The sequence below is a fragment of the Pseudomonas salicis genome, assembly GCF_057128705.1.
In genome coordinates this window covers 106395-121941 of sequence record NZ_JBSKHU010000001.1, presented here as the reverse complement: position 1 = coordinate 121941, position 15547 = coordinate 106395, and the positions used below count along the sequence as shown (strand labels likewise).

The following is a 15547-nucleotide window of genomic DNA, read 5'->3' as shown; positions in this document are numbered from 1 at the left end:
GCGTCGCTCGGATGTGCTGCGGCGCGGCAGCACATCCGGGCGCACTCCCCCTGTCAGGCATATCGCACTGAGCGAATTCGGGCGCGCCAGGCAAACCCCAACACCATCAACAGGCCCAGCCCCGCCATCATTGCTCCCGCCAGCGAAATCGCGGGGTAGCCCAGACCGGCATTGATCACCGCGCCGCCCAGCAGCGCGCCAATGGCGTTGCCGAAGTTGAACGCGCCGATGTTCACCGCCGAGGCCAGGTTCGGTGCGTCTTTTGCGGCTTCCATCACCCGCATCTGCAGCGGCGGCACCAAGGCAAAGCTCGCCGCGCCCCAGACCAGAATCGCCAGCGCGGTCGGCAGCGGCCAGCGCATGAGCACCGAGAACGCCAGCAACACCACGATCAACACCACCAGCGAGACGATCAATGTCCGATCCACCGAACGATCGGCTGCCTTGCCGCCCCACACGTTGCCCAGCGTCAGGCCCACACCGAACAGCACCAGCATGGCGGTGATGAACCCGGTGGAGGCGTGGGTTTCACTTTGCAGAATTGGCGCGATGTAGGTGAACACCGTGAACATCGCGCCCGAGCCGATGACCGTCAGCGCCAGGGCCGACAGCACCGATCCCCGGAGCAACACCCGAACCTCCGCCATCACGCCGTCACTCTTCGGCAGTGGCAGGTTAGGCAAGGCGAACCAGAGGGAAATCATCGCCACGAAACCAAGGCCGGCAATGCCCCAGAACGCCGTTCGCCAGCCCAGCATTTCGCCGAACCAACTGGCCAGCGGCACCCCGCCAATCGTAGCGATGGTCAGCCCCATGAACATGGCCGCAACGGCCCCTGCCCGTTTCTCAGGCGCCACCACGCTGGCAGCGACAATCGAGCCAATGCCAAAAAAAGCGCCGTGGTTCAGTGAGGTCACCACCCGGGCGATGAGCAGACTTTCGTAGTTGGTCGCCAGTGCCGACATCAGGTTGCCCAACGTGAAAATGGCCATCAAGCCGATCAGCAGAGCACGCCGTGGAATTTTTCCGGTGGTCAGGGTCATCAGGGGTGCGCCGATCAGCACGCCCAACGCGTAGGCGCTGACCAACAGGCCAGCAGTGGGGATGGAAACGCCGAGGTCGGCGGCAATACCGGGCAACATGCCCATGGGCGCAAACTCGGTCACGCCGATGCCAAAGGCACCGATCGAGAGCGCGATGAGGGGTGGATTGATACGCATGAGAGGCTCCTTATCTATGCCGCAAATGCTACGATCCCCGTTTTAAAGGCGGTAGACCGCTTTCTGTACAAGCACTTTTGCGCCAGGAGCACAAATGGACCTCAACGGTAAGTCGGGTGAGATGGAGGTGTTCGCCAAGGTGGCCCAGACGGGAAGCTTCTCAGCGGCTGCCCGGGCACTGGACCTCACGCCCTCGGCCGTCAGCCGGATCATCGCCCGTACCGAGCAACGCATTGGAACCCGCCTTCTGTTGCGCACGACCCGGGCGATTGCCCTCACCGCCGAAGGCGAAACGTACCTGCGCGGTGCGCGGCGCATTCTGGCGGACATGGCCGAAGTCGAAGAAGCCATCACAAGCCAGGGTGTCCCACGAGGGCGCCTGAGGGTCAGCGCAGCGCTGGCACACGGTCGCCTTACCATCGTGCCGCTGATCGCCGCGTTCAGCGCGCAGTATCCTGAAATCCTCGTGGATCTGACCCTGGGCGATGAAATCGTCGACATTCTCGCGGGCCAGGCGGACGTGGCGATCCGCTTCGGTGACCTGCCCGACAGCCCCTTGACTGCCCGCTGCATCGGCGAAACCGGCCAGGTGATCGTCGCCTCCCCCGGCTATGTCGAACAACACGGCCTGCCCCTCGAACCCGAAGACCTCACCCGCCACAACTGCTTGCGCTTCAATTTTCGCCGCGCCGCAGACGGTTGGCCGTTCTGTCGCAACGGCGAACATTTTTCCCTTAAAGTCAGCGGCAGCCTCGAATGCAGCAGCGGTGAAGCGCTTTCACAACTGGCGATACTCGGCGCAGGCATCGCGCGCATCGGCGCGTTCTCCGTGGCCGAGGACATCGAACGCGGTCTGCTCATCCCCCTGCTGGAAGCCTACAACCCCGGCGACCGCGAGCCGATCCACGCCGTGTTCGTGGGCGGCTCGACCATGACGGCGCGGGTTCGGGTATTCGTGGATTTCTTGCTGGAGCACCACGGGGGATGGTGATGCCAACCGCCGTAGCTGCGCGGCGTGGTAGGGCTACGAAAAACCTGACACACCATGCCCCCCGTGGGAGCGGTTCATTCTGGGCGGCATACCGACGAAAAATCGATCAGGCGACAGAGGTGTATCGGCTGTACCCACCTTTCGCGAATGAATTCGCTCCCACAGGTTTCTCGGCAGTGCGTGATCGTGCGAATGACATCACCCCCTGTATTCGCACGGCTTGCCGACGGTGGCGCTCTTCAGATGTCACCGCCGCCCAGCCGGACGGCTACAGGAAGGTCGCGCCTATTGCTTTCATAAAAAACCTGAGGATTACTGTCCGCCCCACCCCTCAACGAGACCTGCCGCCATGTTCGACCCCGCCTCTCTCGTGACCTACGTCGCTGTCGTCCTCGGTCTGTTTCTGATTCCCGGTCCTGCGGTGTTGCTGGTGATCACCCGCACATTGCAAGGCGGTCGAAAGCTGGGCATTGCGACGGGGTTGGGGATTGCAGCGGGAGATCTGCTTCACACTTTGAGCGCCGCACTCGGGTTGTCGGCGATTCTGATGACGTCGGCCACCGCGTTCAACGCGGTAAAACTGGTCGGCGCCTGTTATCTGATTTACCTCGGTGTCCGGGCGTTCGTCGCCAAACCCGGCGCCACCAGCCACCCGGACCTGCCCGCCGTCAGCGCGAAGCAAGCGTTTCTGCAAGCCGTGGGCACCGAAATCCTGAACCCGAAAACGGCGATCTTCTTCCTTGCCTTTCTGCCCCAGTTCGTTCACGCCGGAGCCGATTCTTCATTGGTGCAGTTCGCCCTGCTGGGGCTGATTTTCTCCGGACTGAGCGTTGCGTACACCAGCCTCATCGCGATTGCCATCCGCCCATTGGGGCGCTACATCAAAGGCCTGGCGAAACTCCGTCGCTGGGAAGGCAAACTGATCGGCACACTGTTTGTGGGGTTGGGATTGAAGGTGGCGTTGCAGCAGCGGTAAGCGAACGCAGTGCCCGCGATCATTTCACTGCATGGAATGATCAATTGCGATTTCAAGGGATTGTCCCCAGCCGCCCGAACATCAACCATTCCGTTCATGACTGCCGGCTTGCGAGCCGGAGGTGCGTCCACGTGAATGGAGAGACGATGTGAAAAAGGTTTTGATGCTACTCGCCAATGGCGTTGAACCCATGGAAATGGCGGCGTTCACCGACATCCTGGGTTGGGCCGACTTGGTAGGAGACGAAAAGATCGAACTGGTGATGGCAGGCTTGCGGGAGGAAATCACCTCGACATTTGGCTTGGTGATTCGCCCCAATCGGCAGTTGGCCGATCTGGACCTGAATGCGTTCGACGCCTTGGCATTGCCGGGTGGTTTCGAACCCAGCGGGTTTTACGAGGAAGCGCTGAGTGAGCCGTTTCTGGAGACGATCCGCCACTTCGTCGAGGCCGACAAGATCGTCGCCAGCGTCTGTGTCTCCTCGTTGTGCCTGGGCCGGGCGGGCGTGCTGCACGCGCGCCAGGCCACGGTTTATCACCAGGTGGGCGGACGCCGAAAGCAGCAACTGGTGGAGACCGGTGCCACGTTCGTCGACCAACCGGTGGTGCGAGACGGGAAGCTGATCACATCCACTGGACCGGGCACGGCGTCGGAAGTGGCGTTTCTGTTGGTCGAGATGCTGACCAACGCGAGCAACGCTGCACGGCTTCGAGAGAAGATGCGCTTTCCTACGCCCTCCGAGGCCTGGTTCACAACGCCGCAGGTGCCAGCCGCGTGACCCGCCGCCAACCGTTATGAGGACAGCAGGTCGCGCAGGCGGCCACCGAGGGTGTCGATCTCGAACGGCTTGGTCAGCAATTGCATACCCGACTGAAGCTGACCGCTGTCGAGCACGAAACTTTCGGCGTACCCGGTCACGAACAGCGTTTTGAGCGCGGGACGCACTTCCCGTCCCGCGTCGGCCATTTGCCAACCGTTCATGCCGCCCGGCAGGCCGATGTCGGTGACCAGCACGTCGATGTGCATGTCCGAGCGCAGCAGCCTGAGTCCGGCGAGGCTGTCGGCAGCTTCGATCACGGTGTAACCGAGCTCACCCAACACGTCCGCCAGCAGCATGCGCACGGTGGGTTCGTCGTCTACCAGCAACACCGTTTCCCCGTACCGTGCGACATCCACGGCAGTGATTTTCCGGGGCGACGCTTCCGGCACCCCTTCTTCATGGTGGCGCGGCAGGTAGATGAACACGCTCGTGCCCTCGCCCACGCGGGACTGAATCCGCACCTGGCCGCCCGACTGTTGGGCGAAACCGTAGATCATCGACAGCCCAAGCCCTGTGCCCTGCCCCATGGGTTTGGTGGTGAAGAACGGTTCGAAGGCATGAGCGATCACCTCCGGCGTCATGCCGATGCCGATGTCGCTGACGCACAGACACAGGTAGTGCCCTTCCGACATGTCGTGAGCAAGCGCGGTCTCGCGATTGACGTATTCGTTGGACGTCCTGAGCGTGATGCATCCGCCGTCGGGCATGGCATCCCGGGCGTTGATGCACAGGTTGAGCAACGCGTTTTCAAGCTGGCTCGCGTCGACAAACGCCGGCCACAAATCAGCGGCACCGGCGGTTTCCAGCGTGATGCCGGGGCCGACGGTCCGCTGGACCAGCTCGATTATGCCGTGCATCAGCGTGTTGACGTGGGTGGCGCGCGGTTCGAGGGCCTGGCGTCGCGAGAAGGCCAGCAGGCGATGGGTAAGCGCGGCGGCCCGCTTTGCGCCACCCTGAGCGGCGGCCATGTATTTGTCCACCTCGGCCAGCCGGCCCTGAACGATCCGTTTGCCCATGAGTTCGAGGGAGCCCGAAATGCCCGCCAGCAGGTTGTTGAAGTCGTTGGCCAGGCCGCCCGTCAGTTGCCCAACGGCCTCCATTTTTTGCGACTGACGCAGTTTTTCTTCGGCCTGCATCAGATCGGCGGTGCGTTCGGCGACGCGCTGTTCCAGGGTTTCGTTCAGGCGGCGCAGCTCGGCGGCGCCTTGACGCTGCTGCTCTTCGATTTCCAGCAGCATGGTGCAGGTGCGTGCCAGTTCCTGTTCCCGCGCACGCAACGACTCTTCTGCAATCGTGCGCTCGAGAAGGTCGGCAGCCTGGCGCGACAGAATGTCCAGCAACCTCAAGTCGCGCTCGGACGGCTGGTGAGGTTGGCTCCAATGGGTGGAAATCATGCCCAGCAGGTCGCCACTGCGCGACAGCAGCGGCGTCGTCTGCGCGGCACGGATGCCGGTGCGGCGAAAGGCTTGCAGGTCTTCGGTGCCTGAAATGTCGGCCCATTGTTCGAAGTCGGGGATGACGGCTCGTTCGCCCAGTTTCAGCGCCATCGTGCAACTGCTGTAGGCCGTGGGGCTGACCCATTGCCAGAATCCGATGGCTTCGGGGGGCAGGCCCCGAGAAGCCAGCAGTTGAAGCTCACCCCCATGCCCTGACGCGTGGTCGGGAGGGCAAAGTTTCTGCATCGTGCCGAACTGCGAACCGGTAATGGACACCGCTGCATCGACGATCTTGCCGTACAGGGCTTCAAGGTCCTGCTCGCCTATCAGCGCCATGCTGATGGTGTGCAGCAGTTCGATGTCGGACAGATCATCCTTTGACGTCGCGGACGCGGCGGACGAAGGTGCTGTAGGGATGGCGTTTAGAGGGGTCATGGCTGCTCCTGTGGAGCCCGTATTCACGGGTGGCAGACTACCAGCAAACCCCTCGGATCGCGATGCAGATTGCCATCAGATAACGACTCACCTGTCGGGACTGGAAACACCCTTGATGCGTACCTGTTGTTGATCATGCAGCCACAAAAAAGAGCCTCTTCACAGAGACTCCTTAGTTCAACGTTTACAGCCTTGTACAACGCCTGAAAGTGTCAAGCGACGTAATCGACTTTCTCTTCAGTGAACAATACGAGCGTCTTGGAACGGTCGAGGAAGTTCTCGTCGTCGACCGCAACGATCTCGTCCCACTTCGGAGAACCGATCACTTTATAAATGGCTTCTTTGTTGGCGAACCAGGCTTCCGCATAGCCGTCGAACGGGGCTGCAGGCACGCCTTCCGGGAGGCCGCCGACGTTGTGCTGCTGCACATAACGAATGGTGTGCTCCAACACTTCTGGCATTGTTTGTACGATGGGCCAGTGCACATTTGCCCAGTATTCGCTGAATTGTTCGAACGTGAGATCCGAACGGCGGGTGAGGAATAAACTCATCTTGATCATGACAACGACTCCAAATACAGGACAGCCCGAAGTTGACGAAAAGTCTGCCTGTCGGGCGATACAGGTGAAGCCGAACGATAACATCGGCGTCCGCCAGTTCCGACGGCGGGCGAGGTATAAGACTTATTCAGATATTTAGGTGTTACACGAACACCGCAGCGGTTAGGGTCTGCGCGGGTCGCGTTCTAGCTTGACTCACTCGGGCAGAGATCGACATCGCTCAGCGCGTCGATCATGAACTCCACGAATGCCCGGGCGGCGGGTTTCGGCGTCTGCCCTCCCGGATAAAGTGCGTAGGCGTCCACCGCACCCAGGTTCCAGTCGGCCATGACCCGCACCAGACTGCCGGTTTCAATATCGGCGATAAGCGCGGGAACGGTCGCGACCACCAGCCCAAGGCCTTCCTTCCCCGCGACGACCCCCGCATCCGTTCCCGTGACGGTCAGGTTGCCGTGGATTTCAACGGGTATTTCCAGCCCGTTCTGTTCGATCAACAGCGCTCGGGCCGCCACCGGTCCCGCCACGATGAAGCGGTGCGTAGTCAGATCGGACGGCGATGAGGGCGTGCCCTGTTGGCGGAGGTAATCCGGGGCGCCCGCCATGATCAGCGGCCAACTGCCCACCTTGCGCGCCAACGCACTGGAATCGGCCAGCGTGCCGAAGCGCAGCGCCACGTCAATGCCTTCCAGGATAAGGTCCTGACGTCGGTCCTCGGTCGAAAGCAGAACAGTGAGATGCGGGTGTTCGGCCATGAAACCCTTCAAGCGCGGCAGGATGATGCGTGACGCAATAATGGACGCCATGCTCACCCGCAACTCTCCGCGCAACTCGCTACTGCCGCGAATGCGGTAATCGGCTTCGGTCAAGGCATCGAGAATCGGCTGGATGTCCGCGAGGTAGTCCGCCCCGGCTTGGGTCAGCGCCACGGCGCGGGTGGTGCGATTGAACAGGGTCACGCCCAGATGCGCTTCCAGATCAGAAATCATGCGCGAGGTGGTGGGTTGCGACAGTTTCAGCTCCCGTGCCGTTCTGGAAAAACTGCCGGTCTGCGCAAGGCGAACGAACACGCGCAACGCCGCGAACTGGTCGGTCATGGATGTCCTGAAAGGGGCTGGTCGTGGGGAGAGGCTCAAGGTTGCGCCTGGTGAAAACAGGGGCAAATGTAACATAGGCTGCGTGTTGAAGACCTTCGCGAATGAATTCGCTCCCACAGTGGAATCTGGGTCAGACTGCACGATCAACGGCGACGCCATATTTCTGTGGGAGCGAATTCATTCGCGAAAGGACCCGGCAGGCGACACATCGGCGTCAGGCTGCACTTATCCTTCCGGATGACCGCGCCCAACACTCTCTGCCGTCAAGTCGCGCCTCAGCAGCATTCACCCCATCGCGCGGGGCCGATAGGCATTGCCGTGTCGGGCTGGACGACAGACCTGTGCACGAAGCTGGGCAATCAGATCGGAAATCGCTCGACTGGTGCCGAGGGACGCCATGGGAATACCGCCGAACACGACATTCAACCCCGTGGCCGGGTCGATGATTTCGATGGTCAGCTCACCGTTGGCCGAGGCCGAACAGGTGGAGCGCATGGGCAGAAAGGCAGATTCAATGATGTGGCGAAGTTCGAGCGTGGAGATGGCCATGTCCGTGTTCCTTGGTGACCTTTATTGTGTGGTCGGTGGACAGTGCCGGTTCGCAGGAAATTCCCAGTATTTTTCGGAAGGCAGACGAACACCCGCTCCCGCCCCTGACCACTCCGATTTCGGCCGTCAGTGAGACAAACCAAAACCGGCATGAGAAGCAGGCGAACCGGGTGTTTAAGGTTATGGCCTGAGGGTCAGGTCAGAGAATCGGCTTGCCCCCCGTCACGCCATAACGGGTGCCGGAAATGTAACTGGCCTCGTCGGACGCCAGCAGGACGTAAATCGGCGCCACTTCGACAGGCTGACCGGGTCTGCCAAGAGGCGTTTCTTCACCGAAGCTTTTGACGTCCTCATCGGTCATGGTCGCAACGATCAGCGGCGTCCAGATCGGTCCCGGCGCGACGCTGTTCACGCGGATGCCTTTCGGCCCCAGCATCTGTGCCAGACCGGCGCTGAAGTTGGCGATGGCGCCTTTGGTGGTGGCGTACGGCAACAATGTTGGCTTGGGCGAATCCGAGTTCACCGAGCTGGTGTTGATGATCGAACTGCCACGGGCCATGGACGGCAGCGCCGCCTTGCAGATGCGAAAAATGGCAGTGATGTTGATGTCAAAGGTCTTCACCCACTCCTCATCGGTAATGTCTTCGAGGCTGTCATGGGTCATCTGGAAGGCAGCGTTGTTGACCAACACGTCGATGCGGCCAAACGCTTTCACGGTGGCATCGACAATGGCCGAGCACTGCTCTTTTTTCGCCAGGTCCCCCGGCAGCAGCAGGCACTGCCGCCCCGCTTCTTCCACCCAACGCGCGGTCTCTTTCGCATCCTCATGCTCGTCGAGGTACGACAGCGCCACGTCGGCGCCTTCACGGGCAAACGCGATGGCGACGGCGCGGCCAATGCCGCTGTCGGCGCCGGTAATCAGCGCGATCTTGTTGGCCAGGCGGCCCGAACCTTTGTAGCTGTTTTCGCCGCAATCCGGGTACGGGTCCATTCGGCTCTGATCACCGGGCACCGGCTGCTGTTGAGGCTTGAACGGTGGTTTCGGGTAATCGGTCATGATGCTCTCCTTTAAAAGTCCAGACGCAACGTGCGCGTCTAGGGTGGACTTTGCGTGGGCGAAAGGAGTTCGGACTTTTTGACCGCTGCCCGGTTCGGAGGCAGACCGCGCTGTTCATAAGGGTCTTCCATGACCCAATCACCACTGCGCGTCAGGACGCCATGCGCTGTTGCTCACCCTCGCACGCGTGGCGGTATTGCTTCAGCACATGGGCAATCGCCGCCAGCACGAGGCCTTTCGCCGAGCTGTCGCCTTTGCCATTCGCCACATGAGGGTAGAGATGCGGCAGATATTGGCTGATCAGGGTTTCGCTGATCGGCTGATTCCCGAGCGCCTGAAACAGAACCTCGACCGCTTCGCTCGCCGGTTCCGACGGCCAGTAGTAACGGATGCGATCGCTGTAGCTGAAGTGCCGTTGCAGGCGCAGCGCCGATTCGTCGCCGTGGTAATAGCGGTTCCAGTGCTGGGGCTGCTGACGCATCAGGTTTTCCATGACGTCATGCACGTGGCCCTGTTCCGGCAAGACCTGCAGCGTCGCGGCGATCTGTTCGAGGGCATACAAGGCTTCGCGCAGCGCGAACGTCAGGCCGGGGCCGACCTTGAGGATGGCAAACCCGTCGCGGACCAGTTCACCAAGGGCCGTCAGCGGCTGGTAGTCGGTGGAATGGGCCTCGAACACCACCTGCCTTTCGGTCTGCAACACCGCACTCAACGCACGCGCCTTGGGAGCGTCGTACACCACCACGTTTTCATTGCCGAACTCGACGCCGGGCTGCACCACCAACCCGACAATCCGCCCGTAGGCCTCTTGCAGATCGAGGGCGGCAAACGCCTCACGATGGAGCGCCAGAGTCGCCTGGGCGTCCTGCGGCGTGGTCACGGCAAGGTCTTCGACCTTCTCCAGCGCACCGCCAGGCACCGGGACTTCGGTGCCGACGACGTACACCGGTGGCGGCATGCCGGAGCGCGTGACCGCCCGCTCCACCACGGCCGCCAGACGCGCGGCACGCTCGGCGATCAACGCCCCCGGCAACGGCTCGGCGTCTCCCGCGCAGGCCATGCTGGCGTCGAGGTGAATCTTCGAAAAGCCCGCGCGGGCATACGCGTCGAGCATCGCTTCGGCCTTCACCATCGCCGTCTCGGCAGGCAAGTCCTTCCAGGGGTTGGGCCCTAAATGATCCCCTCCCAGAATCAGACGCTCGGTGTCGAAGCCCACGCGCTGCGCGATGTCGAGAACGAACTGGCGAAAGTCCGCAGGGGTCATGCCCGTGTAGCCCCCCTCGTGATTGACCTGATTGCACGTGGCCTCGATCAGCACGGGCCCCTGATGCCCTGTCGCCTCACGCAGCGCCGCTTCAATCACCAACGGGTGCGCCGAACAAATGGACGTGATGCCGACAGGTCGAGCCTGTGCGTGAGCTTTCACCAATTCCTGAAGATAATGAGCCTGCATGACCAAAGCCTCTGGATGACGTTGAAGCGTCACCATAGAGAGCCAAACGATCACAATCAATCATATTTTTGATTGACAGTGATTTTTTAAGGCTTATATTTCATTCCCATGAATCACTAAAGAGCAATCACAGTGACTAAAGACGAGCGTTTATCGCTGATCTGCCAGCACCTCTACAGCTATGGCGAAAGCACGATCCAGGCCATCGCGGATGTGACCGAGGCGTCCCTGGCGACTATTCGCCGGGACCTGCTGACCCTGGAAGCGGACGGCACGATCCATCGCACCCACGGCGGCGCACGCATTGCCAAGAATGCAGGCGTCGAGGTTGCATTCGATCTGCGGGAAAACCAGAACCTCTACGCCAAGCGCGCCATTGCCGAAGTGGCCTATGAGCGGATCGTTCCCGGCTCCACTGTCTTCCTCGATGCAGGCACCACGGTGCTGCAACTGGCGCGGCGTCTGCGTCTCGACCCGGTGCCGCTGTCGGTCTTCACCAACTGCCTGAACGTCGCGCAAGTGCTGATGAACACCCCCGGCATCACCATCGTCCTGCTGGGCGGGCAATTACGCGCAGAGAACGCGTCGATGGTCGGTGCGCTGGCCGAGGCGATGATCGAAAACCTCTGGTTCGATCAGCTGTTTCTGGGCGCAGGCGCGATTGCCCCGGACGCCTGCATCTACAGCCTTGACGCCAGCGAAGCCCAGTTGAACCAGAAGATGCTCGCCCGCGCTGGCAGCACCTGGCTGCTGGTGGACTCCAGCAAATTCGACCAACGCCTGACCTACCGCGTCGCCCCTTTGACTGAAGCGCTCACCGTGGTCAGCGACGAACAGTTGAGCAGTAAATGGCAGGCCCGGCTGCAGGAACTGGGCTGCGGGCTGCTGACCGGCTCCAGCCAATCGATGGCGGCCGAGGACCTCAAGGCATGAACACCTGCATCCTGGGCCTGGACAGCGGAGGCTCGAAAACGCAGTGGGTCGTGGCTGATCGTCAGGGCCAGGTTGTGCAGTGGGGAACGAGCGAAGGGCTCGACCCGGTGACTCATCCCCAGTGGCGCGAACAGCTGCGGGCGCTGCTGGCAACAGCCGCGGGTACGCCCCTCGCCGCCGCCGTTCTGGGACTGCCGTTGCATGGCGAACTCGACGCCGTGTCAGTGGAGCAGACCGACATCGCCCGGCTGGCATTGCCCTGCCCCGTGACCGTCGAGAACGACGTGCGCATCGCCTTCGACGGCGCATTCACCGGCGCCCACGCAGGGGTGCTGATCCTTGCGGGCACCGGGTCCATGGCCTGGGCGAGTCGGAATGAAGACGACGCCCCGCACCTGCGCGTGGGGGGTTGGGGGGATGTGTTCGGCGACGAAGGCAGCGCGCACTGGATCGGCATTCAGGCCTTGGCATTGGCCAGTCGCACGCTGGATGGACGGGCCCATGCCGCGCGCATGACCCAGGCACTGCTGACGCATCTGGCCCTGAAACCCGATGAATTGATCGATTGGGTGTACGGCCTGCGCAATCGCCGCGCAGGCGTCGCAACGCTGGCCGCTCAGGTCTCGGCATGGGCCGACGCCGGTGATCCGGACGCCCTCGAACTGTTGAACGCTGCCGCCCGCCACCTCGCTGAACACGTCGCGACGGCCTGGCAGCGCATCGGCGGTGTGAACGCCCCGGTCTGGAGCCATGCCGGAGGCGTGTTCAGCCATCCTGGCATCGCCTCCCGGATGACGCGGCTGCTGTCCGCGGCCCCTCTTACGCCCCGTCTGCCACCGGTGGGTGGCGCACTCTGGCGCGCAGCACACAACGCGGGATGGAACCCGGATAACAACTGGATCAACACGCTCGCCTCACACCTGAATCACACGCTTGCACTGCCATCTACCTCCCCCTATCCGATCTAGAGGTTTTGCCATGCTCCGACGCCACCTGATCGCTTCGCTCGCGCTGTTGCCCCTGACGTTCGCCACCCCGGCGTTCGTCCCGCTCGCCAGCGCGGCCAGCGCCACCGAAGTGCTGTTGCCACCTTGGGGCACCTTGCCCAAGGCGATGACGGATCGACTGACAGCCGAGACCCACCTCACGCTGGAAACCCAGACCCTGGGCTGGGATCAGATTCTGACCAAAGTCGCGACCTCGATGATCGCGGGCAGCCCACCGGCGGACGCGACGGAAGTAGACTGGTCGTGGGTCGGGCAGTTCGGCACAGCTAAGTGGTACCAACCGCTGGACGGCGCGGTGGACGCGGCCACCGTGGCCGACATCCCGTCTGCCAAGCTGTTCGTGTTCGACGGCCAGTTGCTGGCGATTCCGTACGCCAACGACTTCCGCGTGCTGATCTACAACCGCGATCACCTGCAACGGGCGGGCATCAGCGCGGCGCCGACCACCCCGGATCAGTTGCTGGCGGATGCCAAGGCGATCAAGGCCAAGAACATCACCCAATACCCGATCGCTCTTCCCCTGTCGGCCACCGAAGGCAGTGCCACCGCCTGGTATTTGCTGACCAAGGTGTTCGGCGGCGAGCTGTTCAACGACAAACTGGAGCCGCAATTCGTCAAGCCGGATTCGGCGGGCTACAAGGCGATGGCGTTCGAGGTCGAAGCCCTCAAGGCCGGGCTGATCAGCCCCGCCGCGACAGGTCTCAAGGACGTGGAAGTCCAGGAGCTGTTCAAGAAAGGCGATGCCTCCTTCGACCTCGCCGGTTGGGCAGGTAACGTGGCGGTCTACAGCGACCCGGCCAAATCCCAGGTCGCGGATCACGTCGCCGCCGCCCTGATGCTGACCACCACCGGCACCGCGCGCACCATCGGTTTGCCGGAAGCGGTCGGCATACCGGCCACCGCGAAAAACAAGGAAGGGGCGAAGACGTTCATCAACTGGTTCATCAAGCCGCAGAACCAGATCGAGAGCTATGAAACCCTGGGCAACCTGCCGACCCGCACCAGCGTGCTCAAGCAACTCAACAGCGAGGGCAAGCTCAAGAGCGGTGACGTGATCCTGCAACAGGCCGGTCTGGTGGACCCGCTGTTCAAGCAAGGCACCCCGGTCTGGTACCCGCAGTTCACCAGCGCGGTCTCCAGTGCGCTGAATCAGGCCGCCAAAGGTGAGTTGACGGTCGATCAGGCGGTGGCCCAGATCGCCCGCGAAGCCCAGAGTGCGATGCAGCCGTGATGAATCTGAACGCGATCCGCGAGCGGCTGCGCCCGGTGCCGGGCGAGACTTGGCTCGGGCTGGTGTACGTCCTTCCGATCATTGTGGTCATGGCCAGTCTGGTGTTTGTGCCGCTGGTGACCACGGTGCTCGACAGCCTGTACCGCATCGACCCGATGCGCCCGGGCACCCCCTTCATCGGGCTGCTGAATTACCAGAACCTGGCCACTGACAGCAACGTGCAGCACGCCACCTGGAACACCTTGATTTACGTGGTGTTGGCCGTGGTCCTGGAAACGGTCGGAGGACTGGGGGCCGCCCTGCTGCTGAACAAGGTCCGTCACGGGCGCCAGTGGTTGCTGGCAGCCCTGGTGCTGCCGTGGTGCCTGCCGCCGGTGGTAAATGCGCTGGTCTGGCTGTGGATCTACAACCCCAGTTACGGCCTGCTCAACAACCTGCTGAAAGCGGTCGGGCTGCTCGACGAAAACGTGGTGTGGTTCAACGACCACAACACCGCCTTGCTGCTGGTGGCACTGGTGCATGTCTGGAGGATGCTGCCCCTCACCGCGATCATTCTGCTCGCGGCGTTGCAGGCGATTCCGGGCGATCTGTACGAAGCCGCCAAGCTCGACGGCGCGGGCCCGCTCAAGTGCTTTCGCATGATCACGCTGCCGCTGATTGCAGGCGGGCTGGCCATTGCGCTGAGCCAGTCCACGGTGTTCGCCTTCAACCTGTTCGACGAGGCCTGGATTCTCAACGGCTCCAGCCTGGACACCCGCAGCCTGATCATTCAGGTGTACATGTCGGCGTTCCAGAACCTGAAGTTCTCCTACGGGATGGCGCTGTCGGTGCTGGCCATGATTGCCTCGCTGGTGGTGTCGATGATTTACGTCCTCAAGGTCTACCGCGAGACGAGGTTCGACTGATGCGCAAACTCACCCTGCAATGGCTGGGCAAGGCCGGATTCGCCCTCGCCGTACTGGTCTTGCTGATCTGGTCGCTTGGCCCGGTGTACTGGGCCGTGATGACCAGCTTCACCGACCCGAAGGACATGCTCAGTCAGCACCTGACGCTGTGGCCGGAACACCCGACGCTGCAACACTTCGCCAAGCTGTTCGGCGCCAGCAGCGTCTCCCAGGGCAACGAAGTGCAGTCGGTCTGGCCGCAATTCTCCCGGGCGTTCATCAACAGTCTGGTGACCTCGGTCGCGGCGACGCTGGTGACACTGGTGGCTGCCGCGTTCGGGGGCTACGCCTTCGTGCGACTGCGCTTTCCGGGCCGAAACCTGCTGTTCGGGCTGGTGGTCGCGAGCATGGCGGTACCGGCGTACACGGTGATGATTCCGCTGTATCGCCTGATGATTTCGCTGCACCTGATCGACACGTACCTGGGCGTCACGCTGATCTACGTGTCCGCGTTTCTGCCGCTGGCGTTGTGGCTCATGCGCAGCGTGTATCAATCGCTGCCGGTGTCCCTCGAAGAGGCCGCCTGGCTGGACGGCGCGGGCCGCACGTACACGCTGATCCGCATCGTTCTGCCGCTGGCGGCGCCCGGCCTGATCGCCACTGCCATCCTCACGTTTCTCAGCGCCTGGGGGCAGTTCATGGTGCCGCTGGTGTTCTCGCCTTCATTGGCCACCAAGTCGCTGACCGTCCTGATTCCCGAATTCGTCACACGCAACTACGTGGACTACGGCCTGATGAACGCGGCCGGGGTCATCGCCATGCTGCCGCCCGTGTTGCTAGTGATCTTTCTCAACCGTTTCCTCGTGCGCGGCCTCATCGCCGGCGCGACCAAATAACCTCA

General features: G+C 62.3%; 15 protein-coding genes. 8 read left to right on the top strand and 7 right to left on the bottom strand.

Annotation, left to right across the window (positions count from 1 at the left end):
* Positions 1-53 precede the first annotated feature (53 nt).
* Complete coding sequence (locus ACWKWE_RS00585; protein WP_483849256.1) at positions 54-1220, bottom strand: MFS transporter; 1167 nt, start codon at positions 1218-1220, stop codon at positions 54-56.
* A gap of 94 nt (positions 1221-1314) precedes the next feature.
* Between ACWKWE_RS00585 and ACWKWE_RS00580 the strand changes: the two genes are divergently transcribed.
* The 3 genes from ACWKWE_RS00580 (at position 1315) to ACWKWE_RS00570 (ending at position 3965) form a co-directional block, all read left to right on the top strand.
* On the top strand, positions 1315-2211 hold the full coding sequence (locus ACWKWE_RS00580) for a LysR family transcriptional regulator (RefSeq protein ID WP_483849255.1): 897 nt from the start codon (positions 1315-1317) through the stop codon (positions 2209-2211).
* 349 nt (positions 2212-2560) lie between these two features.
* Positions 2561-3187 (top strand): LysE family translocator, encoded by a 627-nt coding sequence (locus ACWKWE_RS00575; RefSeq protein ID WP_483849254.1) that lies wholly within the window; start codon positions 2561-2563, stop codon positions 3185-3187.
* A gap of 148 nt (positions 3188-3335) precedes the next feature.
* A complete protein-coding gene (locus ACWKWE_RS00570; protein ID WP_483849253.1) occupies positions 3336-3965 on the top strand; it encodes a DJ-1/PfpI family protein in 630 nt (209 codons plus the stop codon).
* Positions 3966-3979: 14 nt separating this feature from the next.
* On the opposite strand, the gene ACWKWE_RS00565 is transcribed toward ACWKWE_RS00570, so the two are convergent.
* The 6 genes from ACWKWE_RS00565 to ACWKWE_RS00540 all read right to left on the bottom strand — a co-directional run bounded on the left by ACWKWE_RS00565 (position 3980) and on the right by ACWKWE_RS00540 (position 10591).
* Positions 3980-5878, bottom strand: a complete 1899-nt coding sequence (locus ACWKWE_RS00565) for an ATP-binding protein (protein WP_483849252.1) — start codon at positions 5876-5878, stop codon at positions 3980-3982.
* Between the two features lie 212 nt (positions 5879-6090).
* Positions 6091-6438, bottom strand: coding sequence for an EthD domain-containing protein (locus tag ACWKWE_RS00560; RefSeq protein WP_483849251.1), 348 nt, complete (start codon positions 6436-6438; stop codon positions 6091-6093).
* A gap of 185 nt (positions 6439-6623) precedes the next feature.
* Positions 6624-7532: a LysR family transcriptional regulator gene (locus ACWKWE_RS00555; protein WP_483849250.1), complete on the bottom strand. Its 909-nt coding sequence runs from the start codon at positions 7530-7532 to the stop codon at positions 6624-6626.
* Positions 7533-7817: 285 nt separating this feature from the next.
* Complete coding sequence (locus ACWKWE_RS00550) at positions 7818-8081, bottom strand: DUF1652 domain-containing protein (protein WP_483849249.1); 264 nt, start codon at positions 8079-8081, stop codon at positions 7818-7820.
* 199 nt (positions 8082-8280) lie between these two features.
* Positions 8281-9141: an SDR family oxidoreductase gene (locus ACWKWE_RS00545; protein ID WP_483849961.1), complete on the bottom strand. Its 861-nt coding sequence runs from the start codon at positions 9139-9141 to the stop codon at positions 8281-8283.
* 148 nt (positions 9142-9289) lie between these two features.
* A complete protein-coding gene (locus ACWKWE_RS00540; RefSeq protein ID WP_483849248.1) occupies positions 9290-10591 on the bottom strand; it encodes a D-tagatose-bisphosphate aldolase, class II, non-catalytic subunit in 1302 nt (433 codons plus the stop codon).
* Between the two features lie 132 nt (positions 10592-10723).
* Between ACWKWE_RS00540 and ACWKWE_RS00535 the strand changes: the two genes are divergently transcribed.
* Genes ACWKWE_RS00535 through ACWKWE_RS00515 form a run of 5 tightly spaced genes read left to right on the top strand, consistent with a single transcriptional unit; the run spans position 10724 to position 15542 of the window.
* Positions 10724-11524 carry a DeoR/GlpR family DNA-binding transcription regulator gene (locus ACWKWE_RS00535; RefSeq protein ID WP_483849247.1) on the top strand — a complete coding sequence of 267 codons (801 nt, stop codon included), beginning with the start codon at positions 10724-10726 and terminating at the stop codon, positions 11522-11524.
* The gene (locus ACWKWE_RS00530) at positions 11521-12492 is read left to right on the top strand and encodes an N-acetylglucosamine kinase (RefSeq protein WP_483849246.1); all 972 of its coding nucleotides are present in this window, start codon (positions 11521-11523) and stop codon (positions 12490-12492) included. Before ACWKWE_RS00535 ends, ACWKWE_RS00530 begins: the two co-directional genes overlap by 4 nt.
* Positions 12493-12502: 10 nt before the next feature.
* On the top strand, positions 12503-13762 hold the full coding sequence (locus ACWKWE_RS00525; protein WP_483849245.1) for an extracellular solute-binding protein: 1260 nt from the start codon (positions 12503-12505) through the stop codon (positions 13760-13762).
* Positions 13762-14667, top strand: a complete 906-nt coding sequence (locus tag ACWKWE_RS00520) for a carbohydrate ABC transporter permease (RefSeq protein ID WP_483849960.1) — start codon at positions 13762-13764, stop codon at positions 14665-14667. The genes ACWKWE_RS00525 and ACWKWE_RS00520 overlap by 1 nt, the downstream gene beginning before the upstream one ends.
* Positions 14667-15542 carry a carbohydrate ABC transporter permease gene (locus tag ACWKWE_RS00515; protein WP_166595333.1) on the top strand — a complete coding sequence of 292 codons (876 nt, stop codon included), beginning with the start codon at positions 14667-14669 and terminating at the stop codon, positions 15540-15542. Before ACWKWE_RS00520 ends, ACWKWE_RS00515 begins: the two co-directional genes overlap by 1 nt.
* Positions 15543-15547: the final 5 nt, after the last annotated feature.

Excerpts from the sequence above, each read along its gene's own strand:
- ACWKWE_RS00515 (WP_166595333.1), top strand. The coding sequence starts at position 14,667 with ATGCGCAAACTCACCCTGCAATGGCTGGGCAAGGCCGGATTCGCCCTC.
- ACWKWE_RS00585 (WP_483849256.1), bottom strand. The coding sequence starts at position 1,220 with ATGCGTATCAATCCACCCCTCATCGCGCTCTCGATCGGTGCCTTTGGC.
- ACWKWE_RS00520 (WP_483849960.1), top strand. The coding sequence starts at position 13,762 with ATGAATCTGAACGCGATCCGCGAGCGGCTGCGCCCGGTGCCGGGCGAG.
- ACWKWE_RS00580 (WP_483849255.1), top strand. The coding sequence starts at position 1,315 with ATGGACCTCAACGGTAAGTCGGGTGAGATGGAGGTGTTCGCCAAGGTG.
- ACWKWE_RS00525 (WP_483849245.1), top strand. The coding sequence starts at position 12,503 with ATGCTCCGACGCCACCTGATCGCTTCGCTCGCGCTGTTGCCCCTGACG.
- ACWKWE_RS00555 (WP_483849250.1), bottom strand. The coding sequence starts at position 7,532 with ATGACCGACCAGTTCGCGGCGTTGCGCGTGTTCGTTCGCCTTGCGCAG.
- ACWKWE_RS00550 (WP_483849249.1), bottom strand. The coding sequence starts at position 8,081 with ATGGCCATCTCCACGCTCGAACTTCGCCACATCATTGAATCTGCCTTT.
- ACWKWE_RS00540 (WP_483849248.1), bottom strand. The coding sequence starts at position 10,591 with ATGCAGGCTCATTATCTTCAGGAATTGGTGAAAGCTCACGCACAGGCT.
- ACWKWE_RS00530 (WP_483849246.1), top strand. The coding sequence starts at position 11,521 with ATGAACACCTGCATCCTGGGCCTGGACAGCGGAGGCTCGAAAACGCAG.
- ACWKWE_RS00560 (WP_483849251.1), bottom strand. The coding sequence starts at position 6,438 with ATGATCAAGATGAGTTTATTCCTCACCCGCCGTTCGGATCTCACGTTC.
- ACWKWE_RS00575 (WP_483849254.1), top strand. The coding sequence starts at position 2,561 with ATGTTCGACCCCGCCTCTCTCGTGACCTACGTCGCTGTCGTCCTCGGT.
- ACWKWE_RS00565 (WP_483849252.1), bottom strand. The coding sequence starts at position 5,878 with ATGACCCCTCTAAACGCCATCCCTACAGCACCTTCGTCCGCCGCGTCC.